The sequence below is a fragment of the Teredinibacter waterburyi genome (assembly GCF_001922985.1).
GTDB classification, from domain to species: domain Bacteria; phylum Pseudomonadota; class Gammaproteobacteria; order Pseudomonadales; family Cellvibrionaceae; genus Teredinibacter; species Teredinibacter waterburyi.
This window is the reverse complement of sequence record NZ_MRUH01000168.1, coordinates 239,020-261,069: the sequence shown is the minus strand read 5'-3', so window position 1 is coordinate 261,069 and position 22,050 is coordinate 239,020. Positions and strand designations below refer to the sequence as shown.

The following is a 22,050-nucleotide window of genomic DNA, read 5'->3' as shown; positions in this document are numbered from 1 at the left end:
AAGATAATCTCTACTTCTATTTGCGATTCGAAAGGACGTCGTTGCGGATTTTAAGAAAAAGAATAATCGCGGCCAGCACGAAGGTAACGACATTCGCCAAAACAATCACCGCGTCTTCGCGCATCAGGCCGTAACCGATCCAGAGCAGTACGCCAAAGGTGAAAATCACGTACATCGCCAGGGATAACCCCGAGGTATCGCCCGTTTTGATAACTTTTAATGCCTGTGGCGCAAACGAGAATGTGGTACAAATTGCGGCGATAAGGCCAATCACTTCTGTCATGGTCAGAATAATCCTAGGTAAAATCAAAACTCTTTAAGCGTTAGTTACTATAGGTGCTAGAACTAAAACTGGCTATGTTTTAACCTATCAAAACCATTTTCAAAACTATCATAAGCTGCTCGCACCACGCAGCAGGGGGCATTTTAGCCGATGCAAGGTAAACACTGGGAAGACTCTTTAGAGCTGGGGCCGGACTGCTATGAACGTTTTCTGCACCGCGACAATGTGCCCGAATTACTCGCTATGGGCATTGGCTACGCTGGGGTTTCGGAGCTACGCGGGCGCTACTGGGTTGGGCGGCGCAAGCCCGACTATCACACCGCACTGTTTACCCTAGAAGGGCGCGGTAAGCTCGAACTAGACTGCACCAACTCTATTGCAAACAACCCCGATTGCACCGAGCAATTTATTGAACCCAACACCTTAACCCTATTGCCGCTCGGCAATCCGTTTCGATTTTCTTTAGCCGCCGAACGCTGGGCAACGGCATGGTTTTGTTTTGACGACACCCCGCAATGGCAGCATCTCACCAGCCAGCACCCCGGTATTCGCTACTGCCCCAGCAGCGCGGCTATTTTCCACCTCCTGTGCCAACTCTATTATGAACCCCGCCGCAGCATGCGCGATAACGCAATCCAACAGCTACAAAATTACCTTAGCCAAAGTCTTAGTAACGAAGGCAGCAGCAACCAAGACGGCCTCGAACAACAGCGTCGCCTAGAAACCCTCTTCACCCTTGTTCAGCAGCAACTACACGCCCCTTGGACAATTGAGAAAATGGCCGACACGGTACATTACTCTGCGCCGCATCTACACCGCCTCTGCAAGCAACTGTACGGCCAGAGCCCTATCCAACGGCTGATTTACTTTCGAATGGAACGCGCCGAAAACCTTCTCAAAGATACCGACTGGTCACTACTGCTGATCGCCAACAGTGTTGGCTATCAAGATGCGTTTAATTTCTCTACCCGCTTTAAAAAGTCACTTGGGGTCTCACCATCGGAATATCGCCGCCAGAAAAGTGCCTAAAGCGCAAGATGTGCACCACCGTAACCGGCAAACCATCACCCCCCCGCAAGCAAGCGTAGGCGGCCGCGCCTAAGCTCGGTATAATCTCGCGTTTTTAACGCTTCGGAAAAGTCAGTTATGCAAATCGAAAACAACAGTGTGGTGTCGTTTCATTATGTTTTACGCGAGCAGGGCGGCGAGAATATTGAATCTAATCAAGACTCAGTACCTATGGCTTATCTGCACGGCCACGGCAATATTCTTGCGGGCTTAGAAGATGCAATGGTTGGCTTGACTGTCGGCGACAGCAAATCAGTGGTGTTGTCCCCCGAGCAGGCTTACGGGCCACGCCGCGAAGGCGCCGTGCAAAAAGTGCCGGTTAAGCATTTGGCTGGCAAATATAAGCGCCTGCTTCCAGGCATGGTAGTGAAGGTGAATACCGAGAAGGGTGCGATTAACGCGCGCATTATCAAACCTGGCAAGTTTATGGTTGAGCTCGATATGAACCATCCATTTGCGGGTAAGACACTGGAATTCGATATCGAAATAAAAGCAATACGTGCAGCCAGTGAAGAAGAAATTGCCCACGGTCACGCCCACGGCGACGGCGGTCACCATCACTAGCGCAACGCCCGCCGCCGTCAGCACCAAAGCTATCGAGACGCCCAAAGCTTCCGGTACTGACCTTAGTAGTACAAATACTAGCGGCATCAAACCCATCGGGGCCAAGCTTAAACCGCTTAAAATTGCCCTGTTAGGTTATCGCAGCTCGCCCTTTGTCGGCGGTCAGGGTATTTATATTAAATATCTCAGCAAGGCGCTCAGCGATCTTGGTCATCAGGTCGACGTTTTTTCTGGCCCACCCTACCCAGAACTGCCCAGCGGTGTGAACTTAATCGAAGTTCCCAGCTTAGATTTGTACGCCTCAGTTGATCACACTCGGGCGCTGCGCTGGCACCATTTAAAATCGTTTACCGATACTTGGGAATGGTTTGCCATGCTTACCGGTGGCTTTGCCGAACCCTACACCTTTGGGCGACGCATCGCGAAAGTGTTGGCGGTAAACAACTACGATATTATTCACGATAACCAAAGCTTGGGTTACGGCTTGCTGCAGCTACAAAACGCCGGTCACAAGGTTATTAGTACTATCCACCACCCCATCCATCGCGACCGCGATCTCGCCTTGGCCGCCGCCCCAGACTGGCAGCATCGCCTACTTATTAAACGCTGGTATAGCTTTATTCGTATGCAAGAGCGGGTGGTAAAAAAACTACACCACATCACCACCGTCTCCGAAAATTCGAAACGCGATATCGAACAGTATTTTCAAAGCTCCGGCGACAATGTTTCGGTGATCAGTAACGGTATCGATACGGATTTATTTAAACCCATCTCGACCGCTACACGGGTTCCGTTTCGCTTAATTACCACAACCTCATCCGACCAACCCATTAAAGGCTTGGCCTATTTATTAAAAGCATTGGCTCAACTGCGGCAAGAATTTCCCGCTGTTCATCTCGTTATAGTCGGCAAACTTAAACCAGGTGGAGTTAATGAGCAGCTTATAAAAAAACTTGGTTTGAACGACGCCATTGAATTTCGCTCCGGCATTAGCCACCCACAACTAGTGGAAGAATATTCACACGCCTGTATTGCCGTGTGCCCATCACTCTATGAAGGATTTGGCTTACCTGCAGGCGAAGCCATGGCTTGTGAAGTTCCCGTTGTTAGCAGCGACGGCGGCGCCCTACCAGAAGTTGTCGGCGACGCCGGTATTTTGGTTGCCGCCGGCGATGAGCAGGCGCTTGCAAATGCGATTGCTGTACTGCTTCGCGACCCAGACGGTACCCGTGCCTTAGGTGTTGCCGCGAGACAGCATATTCTGGCAACGTTTTGCTGGCAGCGCGTCGCAGAACAGCTCAGCGCTTACTACCACTCACTGTTAAAGAACTAAGCCGTGCTCACCCTGCAACCGCCATTATTAAAGCTAGAAGCCGGTTCGCGTTTGCTCGACTTAGGCTGCGGCGAAGGCCGTCATGCACTCGGACTCGCCTACCTCGAAGCGATCGCCGAGCGGCCACTGGACTACCAAATTTACGCAGTGGATTTAAATCGTAGCGATCTCATCACGGCGCGACAGCGGCTAGACGACATACATAATTCATTCGCCACAGCAGCAAAAACCGCTGCCTGTGACGTTAACTTCAGTCAAGCCGACGGCACACGCCTACCCTTTGACGATGCCAGTTTTAGCCACGTCGTTTGCTCGGAAGTGTTGGAACACATTCCCAACTACCCACAAATGCTCGCAGAAATACAGCGCGTATTAAAACCTGGCGGGCGCCTCTGTGTGAGCGTACCACGCGCATGGCCAGAACGTATCTGCTGGGCATTGTCCGCAGCCTATCATCAGGTGGAGGGCGGCCACATTCGAATTTTTAAAGGGGCTGCATTGCGCCGTGAAATTTCAGCCAGTGGCTATCGCTTTACTCACGGCCACGGCAGCCACGCACTACATGTGCCCTATTGGTGGTTGCGCTGCCTATTTTGGCAAAAGGGAGAAGACTATTGGCCAGTGCGTATTTACCACCGCTTTTTAGTTTGGGATCTATTTGAAAAACCGTGGCTAACTCGCTGTCTCGATTTTTGCCTAAACCCGATTATGGGAAAGAGTGTGGTCTACTACTTTGACAAAAAGACGTCGGAATAGAAAACATTAACGATCTATGCCGGCGTGACTTTTAGCAAAACTAAAACCGGCACAACATTTCGGATGAGTCTCAATGCATAACAGCTTAAAAGCAAAACTCCCCGCTTGGTTCGACCTAGAAAAAACCGCACAGTTTATTTTAAGTTGCCAACAACCCGACGGTGCCATCCGCTGGTTCAGTGAAGGCAAGCTCGACCCATGGGATCACATCGAAGCCGTCATGGGGCTTTCTATTGCTGGGCATTATACTGCGGCAAAAGCGGGCCTAAATTGGTTGGTAAAAAATCAAAATTCAGACGGAAGCTGGCAGGCCAGCTATCTCAGCGAAGATTCCACTCGAATCGAAACAAACTTTGTTGCCTACCCAGCAACCGGCGTCTGGCATTACTACCAAGTGACTCAGGATCAAGCCGCGCTGCTGGAGTTTTTTCCTATGGTCGAAAAAGCTATCGACTATGTGCTTAACCTACAAACCAGTGAAGGCGACATTCAATGGGCCCTCGACACTAGTGAAACGCTTGGAAAAGACGCACTGGTTACCGCTTGCGCGTCTATTTTACGCAGTATCGAATCCGCATTAGCCATTGCTACCACGCTAGGACTACACAAACCTCACTGGCTAACCGGCTACCAAGCCTTAAGTGACGCACTGCGCAATAAACCCTGGCGCTTTGATCGAACCTGGGAAAGTAAATCGCGCTTCTCCATGGACTGGTTCTACCCCATCCTCGCGGGAATTTATTCATCGGAAGAAGCACAATTACGCTTAGACAAGCGCTGGGCTTTTTTTGTCGAAGAAGATTTAGGTTGCCGCTGTGTAAGCGATGAACCCTGGGTAACGGTTGCCGAAAGCTGCGAATTAATTTTAGCTTGTATCGCTGCAGGCCGACGCCCACAGGCGCTCGATATTTTTAAATGGCTTGCCCAGTGGCAGGATACAGACGGCGGCTATTGGACGGGTTACAGCTTTCGCGACAAGGTTATCTGGCCACAGGAAAAAACCAGCTGGACCGCCGGCGCAATGTTACTCGCCGCCGACGCGTTATTTAAACTAACACCTGCGGCAGATATTTTAACCCGCCGAAGTCGGTTTTTAGAGTAACCTCGCACCGACCATACAAAGATTACAGATGACTTAGATACTATATCTCTACTACAAAGACACTATAGCGTTACCAGAAAGAATCTATACGATCCGTGCTTTTATACGCTGAATCATCGCCAACGAATTTACCCGGCCACGCAACACAAAATCGCCCTCGGCCAGTACCGCTTCCATCGCCCAATAAGGGCCTTGGCCACCATCACTTGGCTTTTCAAAAATATCGTGAATTGCCAAGCAACCACCTACGGCAATTTTTTCGCTCCAGCTAAGACAATCTTGGCGCGACATTTCGGGGCTATGACCGCCGTCAATAAAAACTAAACCCAATGGCGTTGCCCAGTCTTTTGCCGCCACGGCGGAACTGCACACCAAGGGCACAACGGTTTCTTCTAGCTCGGCGAGTTGCAGGGTTTTTCGAAATAGCGGGAATGAATCGATGCCACTATTGGTGTGATTTTTTAGATCGGCGTCGTGATACTCTTCACCTATCTGATGCTCTTCCGAGCCTCGATGGTGATCAACGGCGTAGAGTGTGTTATTCATAGCTTTACAGGCCATACCTAAATAGACTGTCGACTTACCACAGTAACTACCCACTTCCAAACAGGGACCAATTGGCGCAGCGGCCATAGCAATTTGATACAAGGCTTGACCTTCATCTTCGGCTAGAAATCCCTTGATCGTATGTTGCTGAAAAAACTCTATGACGGCATTCGACACGTGACACCCTTTTAATCAATTAGAACCTAAAAAATCAGCACAGGGCTGAATTGAGAATATTTAATTATCATGCGAAAAGATCTGCGCCCCAACAGTATTCGCGCGCTTACCGGTGCTTATAATCGCTGGTATATCCAACGTTTTATTCGCCCGCAATTCGACAGCCTCGGCGAGGCTTGCGCCATTTTAAAACCTAAATATTTGCGCCTGCTCGGCAACAATATTCACGCTGGTAAGTTTCTGCATATTATTTGCGACGCGGCGAAACCGGTAAGCATTACCGCGTGGAAGAGCAAACAACAACATGGCCGTATTACTATCGGCAACTACTGTTTAATTTCCCCCGGCGTAAATCTGGCTTCAGCCGAAGCTTTAACCCTAGGCGACAATTGTATGCTCGCCGCCGAGGTCACGATTTCCGATAGTGACTGGCACGGCACTTACAACCGTGTCCGACCTTTTCGCTGCTCCGCGCCGGTAACACTTGGCAACAATGTGTGGGTTGGTCACCGCGCTATTATTGGTAAAGGTGTCAGTATTGGCGACAACACCATCGTCGGAGCTGGCGCCGTGGTAACAGCTAGCTTACCTGCAAACGTCATTGCCGCAGGCAACCCCGCTAAAGTGGTAAAACATCTCTCGCCAAATAAACGCATGCTAAAACGCGAATTTTTGTTTGATCGGCCAGCTGATTATTGGCAAAGCCAACAGGAACTAGAGCGGGCCTTCGGCACTGGCAATAGTTTTATTAATTGGTTTCGTTCGCTATTCAAACCGAATCAACACGACTAGTTTTACCCAAGGCTTGGCCTTGCCTATATCGCTTCCGAGTAGGCGGTACCCGCGTTAAACGACGCATCCATTGCCGTTAAACGCGCAACTGGAATATCGTACTTTTTAGTATACTTTTGAAATCGCTTAAGCTCCTTGGCCGCCTTCTTTTTATTCCCCGCGGCAAGATACACCGCCAGCTGCGCTTCTAGGCGCGACAATTCATCGGCGTAATCTTCCTCTAAATTATCTAAGTAGGTCTGCGCAATAGCGGCATCAGCTTTGTTTGTCGAGCTAGCCGTCGCCAGTAACCATGCGTAGCGAACCTGGGCATGATTAAAGCCGTTGTCGGCAGCGTCTTTGATGACCGCCATACCCTCAGCGATATTTTGGCTGTAGTGAATGCCCTGCAGCTTGGCCATACCCAACATATATTTCGCGTCTAGAATATTGTCCGCAGCCGCTCTCTCTACCCAAAGGTAACCGTTCGCAGGGTCTTCCTTACATTGCGAACCATAACTCATGCGGCGACCCATTTCGTATTTTGCTAAAGGGGAACCGTAACGAACCGACTCCACGAGCCAATCCGTCGAACGATCTAACTTTTCAGCAGGCTGATCGTCTCTACCGCCAAGCATAGTTTCGAGCATGCTTAACGTATAAGCATACGCGTATTTTTCCTCACTACCGCCAATTTCCGCCTGTTGTTTTAGTGGCTCAACAAACTCTTTAAGAGCCTTATCGTCGACTTCGCTACCATACATTTCAAATATATAGCGGTTCTTCATCCCTAACTGTACAACTGCACTGCCATCCGCTGTAGCCGGTTCGTAGCGACTTTTCCTCAGGGCTTCTAATGAAGCTGAGATAAAGCTTTTATTTGCAGTTGCAAATACCGTTATATTTCGGATAGTGCCATCTTTTTCAATCGCGAACTGCGTATCAACAACACCACCTCTACCAAGAGTTGCCATATCCTTAGGATACTTAGGCGCCATCATTTTTAGCCGTCGGGCTTCAGAAAAAGAGGTTTGAGTAGACACTCCGAACACCGGTAGGGTTTTAGCGAAGTTACCATCTTTTCCGTACACGGCAACAAGCTCTTCAAACAATACATGTGCCTGGCTCATCTCGCTGACAGATAATTTTTTTGCGACTTTTTCGAGTATTTTTTCCTGACCGGCATCGCCGCCAGAATCTACCGCTAATTTCATCCACGCCCATGCGGCGATCATGTCCTTTTGCTTGAACTCGCCACGTGCGTGCATAACACCGATATTAAACTGAGCCTTGGCATTACCATATAGTGCCATTTCTTCAAACACTTGATAGGCTTCTTCGTATTGCTTGGCGTGATAATAAGCCATGCCCTGCTCAAACGTTTTTGCCGTCGCTGTGAGCGACACAAATAATATTACAGTTGCGGCTACCGTCAGCTTTAAAACCCTATTCATTATTTAAACCCCGCATTCGTTATTGTCGCCGTCCCCAAGACCTGTAACATGGCATAGTCTACTTTACGTTCGGTAGAAAACGAAAAACGTTGGCCATTAAATTCCAGACTATGGTTATAACCGCCGTCTTCCCGCTTACGTGAAACATTAATCACTACATCGATGGTCTCCGGCCATGGAATCCCTGAAAACCCATATTCGCTTTTACCGTAACCGTCTTTATGGGCGTACCAAACCTTAGGACTAAATTCGCCGGTACACTCCAGATCGTGAAAGGTTAGCGTAGCTAAAGGCTGACCGACTTTTTTTGGATACAAGTACACAAAGAAAGCCGGTACATCGAGCTCCGAGGTGGGCTGACTTAAAACGGCACTAAAAGAAAATGATTTGTCGTCACGCTTAAATTCAACTTTCTCTTTTACTTTTAATGTTAAATCGAATTCACTTTCGGTTTTTCGATTAAATTCGACAACCTCATCCCATACAGCTATAGCGTTGGCGCTACTGAATGTAACCATAAAGTAACAAAGCAAACCGATTGTACGAAATAAATTAGCGCATATCGTCGTAAATTTTTTACCCAGAACTCTAGACTCCATTTTTTTAAGATCCTTGTGGAGGGCAATTAATCTATATTGTTATTATTATTTTTTTGGCTATTTGAAGAGTAACTTCTGTAAGGAGATTATTTAAATTTTTAACATAGGCGTCATAGCTATCGTTTTCGCTGGTCTGTGTAACCTTTTCCAAACCGGACATGACAACAGTATCGCCTTTTTGCGAGAGCAGCTTCCAGCGCGCTTGCAGTCGTACATCACCACCGAGCACACCGGCAAATTCTTCGAGATTAATCTGCAGCTGATAATCTGGGCGCGAGCGCGTATCCCACGGAAAAGCCCAAACCTGTTCCAGCTGCAATGCCGCGGACAAATTTCCCGTTACAACGCGCAGTACAGCGGCATCTAAACTACCCGCCCAAGCGCGTGAGCCAGAAATTCGCAGTTGTTGACCCTGCGTAAAGCTAACAATCGCGGCGTTGTCTAAATACTCGGGCAATACAACGGGTGCTACGCCGATAGATAGCGTAGGGCTAACAGCTGCTGAATCGTTTGCAATACCCGTTATTGGCTCTGCGAATAGTGAATAATAGGTAACTTTACCGCCGGAAGAAACACAACCCGTTAATGTTATGGTTAGCAGGCACGTAAATAATAATGTTTTAATCATCTTTTTCAGACCCGTAGAGTAAGGCATTGGGGTTTCGATTTAGCTCGTCCAAGAAAAGCTCAAGCGAACTAGCGGCTTCGTTTACGGACTTAGCCATTTCGGTTATCTCATAGCGCATTGCCGAATCAGGCGCGAGAGCTTGATCAATGCTTCCCATAGCGCCAGCCATTTGCTCCAGCGCGGTATTGGCAGATGCTAGAGTTTTTTCTAAGTTGCCAATAGCGCCATCAATTTTTTCGGCGGTATTTTGTTTTTCAAGCGTTGCCAATAGTTTATTTAGATTTTCGAGCGTGCCGGCCAGTTCGATACCAATTTTATCGAAGGGGATTTTGCTAATATTGGCGAGCATATCCGTAGCGGTACGACCGAGATCATCCATAGTGTCATTTACCGTGGGAATCTCTGAATAATTTTCAGCGACCAATAAACTCGCTTCTTCGGCGTCTTTAGCAAAAAATAGGTCGATAAATTTTGAACCAGTCAGCAAGCTTCCGGTTTTCATTTGCGCGCGTAAACCTTCGTCAACCATGGTTTGCAATCGGGCATCAACCTCTTCACGTGTTGGTGAGTCGTCGGGCTCTAAGCGCTGCGGCTCCATAGAGATATAAACATGTAGATTACCGCTGCGGTTTTCGACGTTGTCGAGTATCACATCAACAACCTCGCCTATTTTTATTCCCTGAAATTCTACCGGCGCTCCAACCGTTAAGCCGCGCACGCTACCGGAAAACTTTAATCGATAGTAGTAACGAATATTAAACCGCCCCTCCAATACCGATTGGCGATCGGGATAGAGGTAGAATTTATGGCCACCGCGTGCAACTTCTACATTTTCAAAGCCGGCGGCGTTATCGAACGCTATACCACCATTAATAAATGATGCAAGCGACTCCATTCGCGCTTTCATACCGTCGGCACCAAACGTCACCCCAAACCCACTCACATTCCAAAAACGACTGCGCGTTTGAATCATTTCATTGTAAGGCGAACGTACAAATACGTTAACTTCAACGCTGTCCATTGCGTCGGACAGCCGGTAGCCTGTCACTTCGCCGACACGAATTTGGCGAAAATAGATCGGCGAGCCAATATCAAGCGAACCAAGTTCTTCTGCCTGCAAAATATATTGCGCGCCGGGCTCATCCGATTCAAAAATGGGCTGCTCGGTTAAGCCGGTAAATTCTGTTTGATAGTTCCCCGGCTGACCGGGATCCATCACAATATAGACACCCGAAATTAAGGTGCCGAGATTAGAAACGCCTGCGGCACTTATACGCGGCGTTACCACCCAAAAGCGCGAGTTCTCGCTAATATGATTGGCAACATCTCGATCCAGTTCTGCGGTTACCTTTACGTGACTGAGATCGCCACTTAGTTTTACCTGCTTGACTATCCCGATCTTTACCTCGTTTAATTTAACTAGGGTTTGATTGGCAATAATATCGGAGGCTCGATCAAATAGGATTTCAACCTCTACGCCCTTTTCCATATGCGCGCGCACCGCAAGCCAGAGCGCAATAATTAATGCTATCGCGGGCACAATCCAAACCGGCGATACGGTTTTGACTTGTTGCACAACCGCTTTATTCAAACTCTTTTTCATTTACTGCATCCCAAATTAAACGCGGATCAAAGGTTTCTGCTGCAATCATAGTTAACACTACCACAGTGGCAAAGGCGATAATCGCTGGCTCAGGTTCTACGGTATATACGAAACCAAACTGCACTAGGGCAACCAAAATCGTAACCACATACACATCGAGCATCGACCAGCGGCCAACCAATTCGGTAAGGCGCAGTAAAAATGCTCGATGCTTCGCGCCCGATTTAACGCCAGCTTGCACCGATAGAAGTAGGTAAATCAAAATAATTAACTTCGCCATAGGCACCAAAATACTGGCGACAAAAATAATACCTGCAATTCCCCATAGGCCCTGAGCAAGTAATTCAACTACGCCCGAGAATATGGTGTCGGTATCCACATCACCGAGTGATGAATAGGTCATGATCGGCAAAATATTGGCAGGAATATAAAGTAGCCCAGCGGCAATAACTAACGCCCATGTTTTTTGAATACTGTTAGGAATTCGCTTATACACCGCTGAGTTACAGCGCGGGCAAGCGTGGCGTTCATCGACCAGCGATTCACCCACCATAGCCTGGCAAATTCGACAGTCGTAAACTATTTCGTTTTGATCTTTAGCGAAATAGTTGTTGGTATTTAACCAACTCCATAACCTGCGTCGATTAAGCTTCATAAAAGTCAAAATGAGTACGCCGACTAACGCGAAAAATGTGTAGGCACCAATCTCAAGCTTAATGACCGCCATATCAGCAAGTTTCACCGCAGTAACCACCAAACTCAACATAAACACTTCGAGCATACTCCACGATTGCGCGCGTACTAGCCAGCGTAAGACCGGCGCCTGGCCGGGCAGATGTTTTTGGTAGGTGTAGGGAATAAGCAGATACAGGAACGCAAAAATTTCGGCGAGAGGAAAAAGGAAAATCGTGGTAATAACGAGGCTCGCCAATACCCATTGATTGCGATCCATAAGCGCCCAGAAACCATCGAGGATAGTTGTCGACTGACTTTGGTCACCAATATAAAGCGTAATAAAGGGAAACCAATTGCTCGCTACAAATAATATTAGCGCCGTTACCGCCAGCGCCGCCGCCGATCGCACCCGACCAACTGCCCCAGAGTGCAAAACTTCGTCGCAGTTGTAGCACACCATCTCATGTTCTGGAGACAAGGCGACAACTTTTTGTAGCTCACCGCAGGAATGACACAACAACCAATCTTTGTGTACGGCGTGAGCGGTTACAGAGGCGCTTCCCGAAAGTGCTTGGAAAGGCTCTTCACTGGTGAGTTCATTGGGCAATGGTGTCGCCTCATGTCCTTTAATATTTTTTCTAAATTTGATGCGCTAAATCTATAGCGCGGCTTGGCCACTCGCGATTTTACTTAGCTGCTTTTTCAGAAATGTCTGCTTATTCATAAATGACATCCCACTATTGCGCAACCAGCGTATCGCCGGGTCGTCGGCGCCAAACAAACGTTTAAATCCTTCCATGATTAACATTGCAGAAAGATTGTGGCTTTTACGTGCGCGCTGGTAACGACGCAAAATAGAATAGTCGGACAAGGGTAGATGGCGTTTACAGGCCCGCCCAATTTCATCGGCAAGCGCGGCCACGTCGTAAAAACCGAGATTTACTCCCTGCCCAGCAAGCGGATGGATTGTGTGAGCCGCATCGCCAACCAAGGCCAGACCAGGACAAACATAATCTACCGCATGGCGTTGGCGCAGGGGAATTGCGTGGCGCGCGGCGACTTCGACAATTTTACCTAATCGATGCTCAAATGCGCTGCCAAGTGCCGCGCAAAATTCAGCATCATCCTGCGCCATTAACACTTCACTTAACGGCGTTGCGGCAGACCAAACCAGCGAGCAGTAATGACCGTTCGACCCGTCGAGCGAGCCATGAGCGTGCGTATTTGCTAATGGTAATAGGGCGATCGGGCCATCTTGGGTGAACCGCTGCCAACAGCTAAATTGATGAGGCTGTTGCGTTTTTACCGTGGTAACAATCGCCGTGTGACCGTAGTCCCATTCCCGCACCGGCAACGCAGCTAAGTCTCGCAATTGAGAACGTGCGCCGTCGGCAGCGACTATCAACCTTCCCTTAATGGACATTGCAGTCCCACTTAAATCGAGACTCAATAAATTCCAGCTCTGACCTTCGTGGTCAGAAATATTGGGCTGCTCGTCCATTAATGTAATGTCGGTAACGCGCGCACCGGTCATCAAGATAATATTTGCGAAGCTGGCGACACGACGCCGTAACGCGGCAACAATTACCGAGTTTTCAACTATGGTGCCTAAACTATCGGCGTGCAGGTCATCGCAATGAAAATCGATACTACCAGTGCCCTCTGCGTCCCACACGTGCATAGCCACATAGGGACAGGCGCGCTGCTGAGCTATATCCGACCAAACGCCAAGTGCAACCAACAACTGCCGAGACTGATCGGAAAGCGCAACCACGCGCGGATCAAAAAGATTGTCTTCGACCGCTGTAGGCGGATTGAGATCGGTGGCTTCTACTAAGGCAATTTTGAGCTGGGCGCAGTCATCGCGGCTGGCGATATCAACCGCCAACGCTAAGCCCACCATCCCACCACCGACAATAACAAGATCAAACTGCTCGCTGCCACTGCTGTGGCTACTGCCAAAGTTATACTCGCCAGTCACACCGCCACCTCGTCACTTGTCGCTGTGCGCGCTAAATTTGCGCGGGCATTACCACGCCCCATCATTTGGCTAAAAAATGTTGCCTGTAATGGCGAGCATAACGTCATGGCAATCAAACCCATATTGCGGCCTAACTGCAATATGGGATTAGCACTGCCAAATAACCGAATAAAATTGTGACTCAGAATCGCCGTCGCATCCTGATCTTTTGTCTGCAAAGCGAGGTATCGATTAAGTACGTCGAGCGACCCCAACTCTGCGGCAGACGCACCAGCTATTTGAGCGTCGCGTAAACAGGCAACCAACTGAGCACAATCGCGCAAGGCTAGGTTAAACCCCTGCCCCGCGACCGGATGTAAAAAGTGCGCCGCGTTACCCATTAAGGCAATCCCCGATCGAACTTGCTCCTTGGCAAAAATCATTTGCAGCGGGTAACTTTGACGTTCGCCAACGCGCTGGATATTGCCGAGCCTATAGCCAAACTGTTCTTGTAATTTTTTGATAAAGTCTTGGTCGGATAGATTGAGCACGCTGGCTAATTCAGCTTCTGGCTGCGTCCAAACTAATGCGCATCGACTGCTGGCAGAGTTTTTATAAAGACTCGGTAAGGGTAAAAAAGCGAGCGGCCCCGAGCGCGTAAAACGCTCAAATGCCTGCCCTTGGTGCGGCCGATCAAATTCAACATTAGCGATCACAGCCGCCTGGCCGTAGCGATGCTGCTCAACCGCAATACCAAGCGCTTGGCGCAGTGGCGACAATGCGCCATCGGCAATCACAACCAAAGACGCTCGACGCTCAATCGGTGCAACATCAAGTTTACTCGACTGTACTTTATATTCGACGCATTGCGCGCGCTTACGTAATTCCACGACGCGTGCCGAATCGACTAAATGAATATTCTGTTGCGCTCGCGCGGCCGCCAACAAAGATCGTCCCAACCATTTATTTTCAATAACATAACCGAGCGAGTGCCCGTCGTTATCCTGTTTGGAAAATGCGGTTTGGCCGATATGACCGCGATCAGAAACATGCACCAAATCGATAGGATGAGCGCGCGTTTGCATCAGCTGCCACAAACCAAGTTGCGCAAACAGGTCTACACTCGACGCCGAGAGCGCCGTGGATCGCTCGTCGAAGCTCGGCTGCAACAGCGCTTGGTTTTCTGCAGCGAACGGCTCAGCTTCATAGATCGCAACGCGTAATTTCGGCAACTGCTGAACAATAAGCAGCGCCAAACTTAAGCCAACCATGCCACCGCCAACAATAGCGATATCTGGGTTAAGCCTCGACTCATCGCAATTGCTTGCGCTCGATACATTCTCAGTCACGAAATTAACACCTGCATTAGGCCATTAACTTTTCAATTTCAGCGACGGTTTTCGGCACGCCAATCGTCAACACCTGACAACCGTCTTTGGTAATCACCACGTCATCTTCAATACGCACACCAATACCACGCCAGCGCGCGTCGACCTTTTTATTATCCGGCGCCACATAGATACCGGGCTCTACGGTCATCACCATTCCGGGCTCTAACACACGCCATTCACCGCCAACCTTATAGTCGCCAACATCGTGAACATCCATGCCCAGCCAATGGCCGATACGATGCATGTAAAACGCTTTGTATTTTTCTGTCTCAATAAGTTTATCAACCTTACCTTTTAATAAACCCAGCTCGACCAGACCTTCGACAATAACCCGCACCGAGGCATCGTGTGGCGCATTCCAATGATTACCAGGGCGAACTTCGGCGATCGCGGCCTCTTGAGCGGCTAATACAATGTTGTAGATGGCTTTTTGTTCTTTCGAAAACTTTCCACTTACGGGGAAGGTGCGGGTAATGTCGGAAGCGTAATACTCGTACTCGCAACCCGCATCGATTAACACTAAATCGCCGCTCTTTAGTTTTTCGGAGTTTTCAATGTAATGTAAAACACAGGCGTTTTTTCCGCCGCCAACAATCGAGTTGTATGCCGGTTGCCGTCCACCGCGCAACGCGCAGGCATATTGGATTTCGGCTTCCAACTCGTATTCATATTTTCCAGCTTTACAAACTTGCATGGCTCGCACATGGGCGTCGGCAGAAATTTCAGCGGCTGATGCCATCAGGCGGATTTCGGCTGCGCTTTTGTACAAGCGCATATCATGGAGAAAATGGTCAAGATCTAAAAACTCTCCGGGCGGGGTTGCGCCCGAACGCACCTTAGCGCGAATACTATTTACCCATGCCATCACGTGAGTATCAAAACCGGCATCCTTCCCCATCGCGTAATAAACGCGCTCTCGGCCTTCGATTAAACCCGGCAGAATCTCGTCGATATCATCTATAGGAAAAGCGTCGTCTGCACCATATTCTTTACACGCGCCTTCTGGACCTGCGCGATAACCATCCCAGATTTCTTTTTCAGGATCGCGCTCACGACAAAACATCACCACTTCGCCATGCTCGCGGCCGGGCACCAACACCAATACAGCATCCGGCTCGTTAAAGCCGGTAAGATAGAAAAAATCGTTGTCTTGGCGAAACGTGTAGTGAGTGTCGCGGCTGCGAACTTTTTCCTTTGCTGAAGGTAGAATTGCGATGCTATCCGACTCCATCATCGCCATTAATGTTTTGCGACGTCGGGCGAATTCTGACTTGCTAATACTCATATTCAACAACTCTTGAAATTGTGGCTCAATACAGGATGTTGTATTGGCGAGTGTAGAGACCAAATCTGCTTACTAGTCCAAATAGTGCTGACAATTAATGTAGTGTTGGCTCGGCCGAATCACCCCCAGCAGGAGGGGCCAGATTAGCATCAGCCTCACTCAATTCACTATATACGGTTAATACGGCTACACGCAGATACTCTACCAATTCGGTCCAATAAATTTCATTTTCTTCTGATTCGAGATCTTCATCTAAGGCAACTTGGGTAATATGCGCCATATCACGCAGAGCGTCAGCCACCTCAGGAACCAACTCCTTGTCACCAGCACCTGACTTGGAGGAACTACCAATACCGCGACCGACACCGTGCAAAAACCCCTCACACCAGCCTCCCAGCTCTTCGGCGCGGCGGGTAAGGCTAAGTTCGTCATTAGGCAGCAAGGGGTGAAAGCCAAAACTCAAATCGGCTAGGCTCTTTTTCGAACCTTCTAACAAAACATCAAACACCGCGCAATCTGTCTCACCGGCTTCTAGATCATCCAACCCCAGAAACTCCATGGCCATAACATGCCACTTGTCGCCCTCAAGCTTTAAACCGGCACTCAAGCAACCGCAGAGCATGCCCTGTAGCTGGGAAACCGTGTTAATCGCTCCCATATTCATTAGTTCGTCGTTAAGAAAATCGTACTGAAATGTATCACTCATTGGTTAACTACCTGATTTGAAGCAGAATTTTACGGCGACGAGAAGGGTTTATCGCTTCTGTTCGGCGAAAAGCACTATACTTTTGCTGATTACGTATTAAGATTCAGTGGCTGACACCTAGAATTGGCGCCGAACTTCGCAGGGTTGTCCGCTTCAAACGGCTAATGTTAAGCCGCTGAGCGGTAGCCGAACCGCCGACAACGCTCAATCAAACCACTAACAAACAGTCAAACTACGAACAAATCTCTGAAAAGAGGCCATGAATCGGCAAAGTCGCCCGACATTATATAGAATATTGTCGCCGAACCCATGAAAACTCGGAGAATACCCCACAGACACCCATGGCAAACCCACTTTTAAACGACATCGAAACCAAGCTCGACGCACTTATTCATCTATGCAGCCGCTTGCAGCGTGAAAATGCGGAGCTTCGCGCAAAAGAAGGCGGCTGGCAGCAAGAGCGTGTTCGCCTTATCGAAAAGAATGACATTGCCCGAACGCGGGTAGAATCCATGATTGCTCGCCTCAAGACCCTTGAAGCAGAGTCTTGAGTCAGTACCTAATTTGGAGCAGTGCGTGGGAGATATAAAGGAAAGCAGCATGAGCGAAAGTCAGCGTGTGCACATCAACATTCTCGAAAAAGACTACCAGATAGCCTGCCCCCCAAACGAGCGGGACGCCCTGCATCGAGCCGCGGAAGAGCTGGACGAACGCATGCGTGTTATCCGCAGCAGCGGCAATGTCATTGGCATGGAGCGCATCGCCGTGATGGCGGCACTTAACCTCTGCTACGAACTGCAGCAGTCGCACGGTAGCGAAGGCGGCAATCTGGATTCCGCAGCGCTAGAACGTATCACCAAAAAACTTAATAAAGCGCTGGAGGCCTGACACTACAAGCCCCTCAGCCATTTCGCCTGAAAATTTATCGGGCTTTTGAAATGTCAAGACTGTTCAGTTACGGCGGCGGTGTTATACTTTTCATCAACCTGGGTTGCCCGCCAGTTGGCTGAATCCCTGAGCCGATAAATGTTTTACCGGAGGCTACTCGCTCGTGTTGTGTGCATGTCCGCGCGTCGGAAAGCCTAATTCACGGCAGTCCCCTCCCCCTTGAACCGTCGGGTTCAAGGTTACGTCAACAGCGGCAATTCCGGGGGATTATTTCTTTTGCCCACCTCTACAGTGCAACGATCATCGCTTCGCAAACAGCTACGCGCTGAACGCCGAGCACTTTCAGTCAGTCAACAAGCCGCTTCCAGCCTATCCCTGCTCGCGCAACTGCGTCGCCAACGCGTAATCCAAAACGCTAACACCATAGCACTTTACTTTGCCTGCGACGGCGAGATCTCTCCGCACCTTTTTGCACGCTGGGCACTTCGACACAATAAGATACTCTGTTTCCCCTGCGTCAACGCTTGCCAGCAGATGGTGTTTCGCCGGTTTATGGGGGCCAACAAGCTGATCCGCAATAGATTCAACATTTTACAGCCACACCCAAGTGGCGCCGCCGTCCCTGCCGCCAACATTGATGTTGTACTTATGCCGCTGGTTGGCTTTGATCGCAGCGGGAACCGCTTGGGAATGGGCGGTGGCTTTTATGATCGCTATTTCGCCTACAAACGACGTCGCCCTCACGCTCGCCCCTACCTGATCGGCCTTGCGCACAGCCTGCAAGAAATAGAGTCATTAGAAGGAGAGAACTGGGATATACCACTAGACGCCATTGCGACTGAATCTGATTTTTTGAAAATTGTCGCGAGCATACCTGCGCCCAAAACCACACCGAAGTTAGCCTACCCAAGCCGAACAGACCTGCGTAACAATAAATAACGCCCAAAAGAAAGGGCTCCCATTGGGAGCCCAAAGCGTGGAGCTTTCAACAACAAGAAACCAAAAACGTAAAATACTAAGCAAGAAATCGTGGCCAAAAACCTACCATCTTAGTGCAGCGGCAAACTCCCAGCGCATCAAAGTTTCGCCGAAGGATTATCGGCAACCCCCTGCATTAAAGCGGATGGGGAGTCCGATTCTTCAATTCCATCAGTTAACCCTAAACCACTCGCCAACAAGCCGACCACAAAAATAATTGCGGCAAAAGTTAGAACATCTGTCTTCATTTAACTTCCTCTTGGCGTACATGGGCTAAGAGCTTCGCTCTGGCAGAAAACTCGCTAGAACAACTAGTACCCACCGAAGGTAGCGCTTTTAAAAAACCACCTTGCAACAAGTTTCACTTTTGGCCGCTATTTAGCGCTTAAAGCATTACCTGGGTGTGACAAGTTTCTTACAACCGACGCACTTACCAATATCTAATTAGTAAATAGCATATAACGTGCCGATTTCTCCAAATGACTCTAAAAATCGTCAAATCACAATGAACCAACCTTTATTCTAGCCCCCTGACATCCCACTTAAAGAGCAACAACCCCCTTATTTAATAGGCTTCACAGTTTAAGTGAATACTTACTTAAATTTGTGCGCCAGTAACGCAATTAAGATCATTTTGACGACACCAGTACCGCTAGTAGAAACTAATCCAAATTAGCATCATGAGTTTTTATGCCCTAAATCAAAGCAATGACACGCGAGAGGCCTAAAATGCATCATCTAGGCGCCTCTTGTGAGCCCTCTAATTCTCTCTATTTGTGTCCTGCTGATTAGCGTCAAACCGATACAAATAATTTCTTGCGAGTCGAGAGCAAAGAGACGATAATAAGAATGATTATTAACTACAGCTAGATTTACACTTAGTTTTGCTTGTCCTTCGTGGACCAGTAAACACATAGCTAGCGCGTTATCCGCCAGCTACAAACATTTAAGGTAAGCCTGTATGAAGCTCAGCGATCTACCCACTGGCTTGAGTGCCATCATCAATGCCCTATCCGCAAATAATGCCGCCTTGCTGCGTCAATGCGGCGCCTTGGGGATTAAACCGGGTGAGCGCATACAGGTATTGCACCGCAGCGGTAGCAAAGGCCCGATGCAAATTCGCTGTCGGGGCACTTTATTCGCGATTCGAGCTGATGAAGCTGCCGAAATCGCGGTACTCGCCGAGGCTTAAACCTCTCAGATTGAGTTATACGTATTGAGTTATCTGTGAAAGAAATCGCCCTTATTGGCAGCCCAAACTGCGGCAAAACAACCCTATTCAATCGTCTCACGGGCACCCGCCAACGCACCGGCAACTGGCCCGGCGTTACTGTTGAACGCAAAGATGGCCGGCTGGAACTCGGCAACGAAAAATATCGCCTAGTTGACCTCCCCGGCGTCTACACCCTACACGACGACATTCAGGGCATCGAAGCGCGCGTCGCCCACAATTACATCAATAGCAACACCCCCGAGCTAATCCTATTTGTGCTGGATGCCACTCGGCTGCCACGCCAGCTCGAGCTGCTGCCAGAACTTGTCGCTTCAGGTAAGCCAGTGGTCCTTGTAGTCAATATGCTCGACAGCGCCAAGGCGGAAGGCATTTCTGTCGACCTTGCCGCACTAGCGCGCGAAAGCGGCTTGCCGGTGGCAGGCGTAATTGGCTCAACCGGAGAGGGTATTGATCAGCTCCGCAAAACTATTGCAAACACCTTTATCTCCTACCCTGCGGTTGCAGCCAGCTCACTGAATGTTGAGAAGATCGCCGCGGCGGCATTCAGAGAAGACGGCGGTGTCAGCCGTACCGAAACCCTCGACCGCTGGTTTTTACACCCTCTCCTAGCCCTGCCTATTTTCCTGCTAGTGATGTATTTACTGTTTACCATATCGGTAAATCTCGGCGCGGTATTCATCGACTTTTTCGATATAATTCTCGGCAGCTGGTTTGTTGACGGCACCCGCTGGTTACTGGCAGGCATCGGCACCCCAGAATGGTTACAAGCGGTATTGGCAGATGGCGTGGGCGGCGGTATTCAGCTTGTCGGCACCTTTATTCCAGTGATTGGCTGTTTATATTTATGTATGTCGGTACTCGAAGACTCCGGCTACCTGTCGCGCGCGGCGTTCGTCATTGATCGCTTAATGGCTAAGATTGGCTTACCCGGGCAGGCGTTTATTCCATTAATTATTGGCTTTGGCTGCAACGTTCCCTCGGTGATGGCATCGCGCTCGCTCGGTCAAGCCAGTGCGCGCCTTACCACTATTTTTATCGCGCCGTTTATGAGTTGCGGTGCGCGCCTATCGGTATATGTTTTTGTCGGCACTGCGTTCTTTCCCAGCCAAGCCCAAAACGCGATTTTCGCCCTCTACCTACTCGGCATTCTGGTCGCGATTGGCTCAGCGTGGATCTTGCGCAGGAAGCTCTTCGGAGGCTTGGTGGGCGCCAACATAAGTGAAATGCCCGCGTATCACAGACCACTGATACGGAATGTTCTGACCCAAACCTGGCACCGCTTGTATTCATTCATCTGGCGCGCCGGTAAGCGCATCGTTGTTGTAGTGCTGTTTTTGTCAGTTTTTTCTTCCTTCGGGACCGATGGAAGCTGGGGCAACCAAGATACCGAAAAATCTGCGCTTTCGGCGACCGGCAAGGTGTTGACACCGATGTTCGTTCCCATGGGAATCGGCGCAGACAACTGGCCGGCTACCGTAGGCTTGTTCACCGGCTTGTTTGCCAAGGAAGTCGTAGTGGGCACACTCGACACCCTCTACACTCCCAGCGATAGCGACAATCTAAACGCTGACGCCATGCCAGACTTCGCCGCCGACATTACTACCGCGCTGCGCTCTGTAGTCGATAACTCCGCTGGATTGGTTAGCGCATTGACCGACCCACTTGGCATCAGCTCGGCACAGGTGGACGCAGAGTCATCACAACCAAGTAGTTACAAAGCTATGCAAGCGCTGTTTCCGTCTGCATGGGGCGCGTTCTGCTATCTTGTGTTTATTCTGCTCTACGCTCCCTGCGTTGCCACCATCGGCGTAATGCAGCGGGAAGCTGGACATGTTTGGTTGGGCTACTCTGTGGCATGGAGCCTGCTGCTGTCCTACTGGATGGCATCGGTACTTTGGCATCTAAGCCTGATCGCTAGCGAACCAGTGGCGGCCATCACTTGGATTGTTGGCGCCACAGCCGTTCTGTACGGCTGCTACGTCGCCATTCTTTATCATATGAAACGCGGTATCGCCGACCATATTCCCGCCATGAACATCTAAAAGTACA

23 protein-coding genes and 1 other RNA gene are annotated in these 22,050 nt (G+C 49.4%); 12 read left to right on the top strand and 12 right to left on the bottom strand.

Translation table 11 applies throughout. The features are described 5' to 3' along the window. Positions 1 to 16: 16 nt before the first annotated feature. Complete coding sequence (locus IDZ20_RS15270; RefSeq protein WP_223144986.1) at positions 17 to 283, bottom strand: SemiSWEET family sugar transporter; 267 nt, start codon at positions 281 to 283, stop codon at positions 17 to 19. A 150-nt stretch (positions 284 to 433) separates the two neighbouring features. Between IDZ20_RS15270 and IDZ20_RS15265 the strand changes: the two genes are divergently transcribed. The 5 genes from IDZ20_RS15265 (at position 434) to IDZ20_RS15245 (ending at position 5,106) form a co-directional block, all read left to right on the top strand. Next, positions 434 to 1,312 carry an AraC family transcriptional regulator gene (locus IDZ20_RS15265; RefSeq protein ID WP_188152306.1) on the top strand — a complete coding sequence of 293 codons (879 nt, stop codon included), beginning with the start codon at positions 434 to 436 and terminating at the stop codon, positions 1,310 to 1,312. Positions 1,313 to 1,429: 117 nt separating this feature from the next. Continuing rightward, complete coding sequence (locus IDZ20_RS15260; RefSeq protein WP_188152305.1) at positions 1,430 to 1,915, top strand: FKBP-type peptidyl-prolyl cis-trans isomerase; 486 nt, start codon at positions 1,430 to 1,432, stop codon at positions 1,913 to 1,915. Between the two features lie 85 nt (positions 1,916 to 2,000). Beyond that, a complete protein-coding gene (locus tag IDZ20_RS15255) occupies positions 2,001 to 3,248 on the top strand; it encodes a glycosyltransferase family 4 protein (RefSeq protein WP_188152356.1) in 1,248 nt (415 codons plus the stop codon). A 3-nt stretch (positions 3,249 to 3,251) separates the two neighbouring features. After that, complete coding sequence (locus IDZ20_RS15250) at positions 3,252 to 4,004, top strand: class I SAM-dependent methyltransferase (protein ID WP_188152304.1); 753 nt, start codon at positions 3,252 to 3,254, stop codon at positions 4,002 to 4,004. A 73-nt stretch (positions 4,005 to 4,077) separates the two neighbouring features. Next, entirely contained in the window at positions 4,078 to 5,106 is a 1,029-nt protein-coding gene (locus IDZ20_RS15245) for a prenyltransferase/squalene oxidase repeat-containing protein (protein ID WP_188152303.1), read from the top strand. Positions 5,107 to 5,190: 84 nt separating this feature from the next. On the opposite strand, the gene IDZ20_RS15240 is transcribed toward IDZ20_RS15245, so the two are convergent. Further along, positions 5,191 to 5,829: a class I SAM-dependent methyltransferase gene (locus tag IDZ20_RS15240; protein ID WP_245792354.1), complete on the bottom strand. Its 639-nt coding sequence runs from the start codon at positions 5,827 to 5,829 to the stop codon at positions 5,191 to 5,193. Between the two features lie 69 nt (positions 5,830 to 5,898). On the opposite strand from IDZ20_RS15240, the gene IDZ20_RS15235 reads away from it, so the two are divergent. Further along, the gene (locus tag IDZ20_RS15235) at positions 5,899 to 6,621 is read left to right on the top strand and encodes an acyltransferase (protein ID WP_188152302.1); all 723 of its coding nucleotides are present in this window, start codon (positions 5,899 to 5,901) and stop codon (positions 6,619 to 6,621) included. A 23-nt stretch (positions 6,622 to 6,644) separates the two neighbouring features. Here the strand turns inward: IDZ20_RS15235 and IDZ20_RS15230 are convergent, their stop codons facing one another. From IDZ20_RS15230 to IDZ20_RS15190, 9 genes are all read right to left on the bottom strand, one after another. After that, the gene (locus IDZ20_RS15230) at positions 6,645 to 8,054 is read right to left on the bottom strand and encodes an energy transducer TonB (RefSeq protein ID WP_188152301.1); all 1,410 of its coding nucleotides are present in this window, start codon (positions 8,052 to 8,054) and stop codon (positions 6,645 to 6,647) included. Further along, a complete protein-coding gene (locus IDZ20_RS15225) occupies positions 8,054 to 8,653 on the bottom strand; it encodes a hypothetical protein (protein ID WP_188152300.1) in 600 nt (199 codons plus the stop codon). Before IDZ20_RS15225 ends, IDZ20_RS15230 begins: the two co-directional genes overlap by 1 nt. 31 nt (positions 8,654 to 8,684) lie before the next feature. Then, the gene (locus tag IDZ20_RS15220) at positions 8,685 to 9,281 is read right to left on the bottom strand and encodes a PqiC family protein (RefSeq protein ID WP_188152299.1); all 597 of its coding nucleotides are present in this window, start codon (positions 9,279 to 9,281) and stop codon (positions 8,685 to 8,687) included. Further along, the gene (locus tag IDZ20_RS15215; protein WP_188152298.1) at positions 9,274 to 10,884 is read right to left on the bottom strand and encodes a PqiB family protein; all 1,611 of its coding nucleotides are present in this window, start codon (positions 10,882 to 10,884) and stop codon (positions 9,274 to 9,276) included. Before IDZ20_RS15215 ends, IDZ20_RS15220 begins: the two co-directional genes overlap by 8 nt. Further along, positions 10,865 to 12,166, bottom strand: coding sequence for a paraquat-inducible protein A (locus tag IDZ20_RS15210; protein ID WP_188152297.1), 1,302 nt, complete (start codon positions 12,164 to 12,166; stop codon positions 10,865 to 10,867). Before IDZ20_RS15210 ends, IDZ20_RS15215 begins: the two co-directional genes overlap by 20 nt. A gap of 51 nt (positions 12,167 to 12,217) precedes the next feature. Then, the gene (locus IDZ20_RS15205; protein ID WP_245792353.1) at positions 12,218 to 13,540 is read right to left on the bottom strand and encodes a UbiH/UbiF/VisC/COQ6 family ubiquinone biosynthesis hydroxylase; all 1,323 of its coding nucleotides are present in this window, start codon (positions 13,538 to 13,540) and stop codon (positions 12,218 to 12,220) included. After that, the gene (gene ubiH / locus IDZ20_RS15200) at positions 13,537 to 14,868 is read right to left on the bottom strand and encodes a 2-octaprenyl-6-methoxyphenyl hydroxylase (protein ID WP_245792352.1); all 1,332 of its coding nucleotides are present in this window, start codon (positions 14,866 to 14,868) and stop codon (positions 13,537 to 13,539) included. The genes IDZ20_RS15205 and ubiH overlap by 4 nt, the downstream gene beginning before the upstream one ends. 16 nt (positions 14,869 to 14,884) lie before the next feature. After that, the gene (gene pepP, locus IDZ20_RS15195; RefSeq protein ID WP_188152296.1) at positions 14,885 to 16,195 is read right to left on the bottom strand and encodes a Xaa-Pro aminopeptidase; all 1,311 of its coding nucleotides are present in this window, start codon (positions 16,193 to 16,195) and stop codon (positions 14,885 to 14,887) included. A gap of 94 nt (positions 16,196 to 16,289) precedes the next feature. Further along, positions 16,290 to 16,901, bottom strand: a complete 612-nt coding sequence (locus IDZ20_RS15190) for a UPF0149 family protein (RefSeq protein ID WP_188152295.1) — start codon at positions 16,899 to 16,901, stop codon at positions 16,290 to 16,292. A 341-nt stretch (positions 16,902 to 17,242) separates the two neighbouring features. Between IDZ20_RS15190 and IDZ20_RS15185 the strand changes: the two genes are divergently transcribed. The 4 genes from IDZ20_RS15185 to IDZ20_RS15170 all read left to right on the top strand — a co-directional run bounded on the left by IDZ20_RS15185 (position 17,243) and on the right by IDZ20_RS15170 (position 18,728). Then, entirely contained in the window at positions 17,243 to 17,452 is a 210-nt protein-coding gene (locus tag IDZ20_RS15185) for a TIGR02449 family protein (protein ID WP_188152294.1), read from the top strand. Between the two features lie 49 nt (positions 17,453 to 17,501). Next, positions 17,502 to 17,789, top strand: coding sequence for a cell division protein ZapA (locus IDZ20_RS15180; RefSeq protein WP_188152293.1), 288 nt, complete (start codon positions 17,502 to 17,504; stop codon positions 17,787 to 17,789). A gap of 92 nt (positions 17,790 to 17,881) precedes the next feature. Next, a non-coding RNA gene (ssrS, locus tag IDZ20_RS15175) (6S RNA) lies at positions 17,882 to 18,059 on the top strand. A 6-nt stretch (positions 18,060 to 18,065) separates the two neighbouring features. Beyond that, a complete protein-coding gene (locus IDZ20_RS15170; RefSeq protein ID WP_245792351.1) occupies positions 18,066 to 18,728 on the top strand; it encodes a 5-formyltetrahydrofolate cyclo-ligase in 663 nt (220 codons plus the stop codon). Between the two features lie 137 nt (positions 18,729 to 18,865). On the opposite strand, the gene IDZ20_RS15165 is transcribed toward IDZ20_RS15170, so the two are convergent. Further along, positions 18,866 to 19,015 (bottom strand): hypothetical protein, encoded by a 150-nt coding sequence (locus IDZ20_RS15165; RefSeq protein ID WP_188152365.1) that lies wholly within the window; start codon positions 19,013 to 19,015, stop codon positions 18,866 to 18,868. A 713-nt stretch (positions 19,016 to 19,728) separates the two neighbouring features. Here IDZ20_RS15165 and IDZ20_RS15160 point away from each other — a divergent pair. Together IDZ20_RS15160 and feoB are read left to right on the top strand one after the other, a co-directional pair. Then, on the top strand, positions 19,729 to 19,959 hold the full coding sequence (locus tag IDZ20_RS15160; RefSeq protein WP_188152292.1) for a FeoA family protein: 231 nt from the start codon (positions 19,729 to 19,731) through the stop codon (positions 19,957 to 19,959). A 35-nt stretch (positions 19,960 to 19,994) separates the two neighbouring features. Further along, positions 19,995 to 22,043 carry a ferrous iron transport protein B gene (feoB, locus tag IDZ20_RS15155; RefSeq protein ID WP_188152291.1) on the top strand — a complete coding sequence of 683 codons (2,049 nt, stop codon included), beginning with the start codon at positions 19,995 to 19,997 and terminating at the stop codon, positions 22,041 to 22,043. Positions 22,044 to 22,050: the final 7 nt, after the last annotated feature.

Coding starts and splice junctions, on each gene's coding strand:
- IDZ20_RS15270 (WP_223144986.1), bottom strand. CDS start 283: ATGACAGAAGTGATTGGCCTTATCGCCGCAATTTGTACCACATTCTCG.
- pepP (WP_188152296.1), bottom strand. CDS start 16,195: ATGAGTATTAGCAAGTCAGAATTCGCCCGACGTCGCAAAACATTAATG.
- IDZ20_RS15185 (WP_188152294.1), top strand. CDS start 17,243: ATGGCAAACCCACTTTTAAACGACATCGAAACCAAGCTCGACGCACTT.
- IDZ20_RS15225 (WP_188152300.1), bottom strand. CDS start 8,653: ATGGAGTCTAGAGTTCTGGGTAAAAAATTTACGACGATATGCGCTAAT.
- IDZ20_RS15215 (WP_188152298.1), bottom strand. CDS start 10,884: ATGAAAAAGAGTTTGAATAAAGCGGTTGTGCAACAAGTCAAAACCGTA.
- IDZ20_RS15230 (WP_188152301.1), bottom strand. CDS start 8,054: ATGAATAGGGTTTTAAAGCTGACGGTAGCCGCAACTGTAATATTATTT.
- IDZ20_RS15265 (WP_188152306.1), top strand. CDS start 434: ATGCAAGGTAAACACTGGGAAGACTCTTTAGAGCTGGGGCCGGACTGC.
- IDZ20_RS15220 (WP_188152299.1), bottom strand. CDS start 9,281: ATGATTAAAACATTATTATTTACGTGCCTGCTAACCATAACATTAACG.
- IDZ20_RS15180 (WP_188152293.1), top strand. CDS start 17,502: ATGAGCGAAAGTCAGCGTGTGCACATCAACATTCTCGAAAAAGACTAC.
- IDZ20_RS15235 (WP_188152302.1), top strand. CDS start 5,899: ATGCGAAAAGATCTGCGCCCCAACAGTATTCGCGCGCTTACCGGTGCT.
- IDZ20_RS15160 (WP_188152292.1), top strand. CDS start 19,729: ATGAAGCTCAGCGATCTACCCACTGGCTTGAGTGCCATCATCAATGCC.
- IDZ20_RS15260 (WP_188152305.1), top strand. CDS start 1,430: ATGCAAATCGAAAACAACAGTGTGGTGTCGTTTCATTATGTTTTACGC.
- IDZ20_RS15245 (WP_188152303.1), top strand. CDS start 4,078: ATGCATAACAGCTTAAAAGCAAAACTCCCCGCTTGGTTCGACCTAGAA.
- IDZ20_RS15165 (WP_188152365.1), bottom strand. CDS start 19,015: ATGAAGACAGATGTTCTAACTTTTGCCGCAATTATTTTTGTGGTCGGC.
- IDZ20_RS15190 (WP_188152295.1), bottom strand. CDS start 16,901: ATGAGTGATACATTTCAGTACGATTTTCTTAACGACGAACTAATGAAT.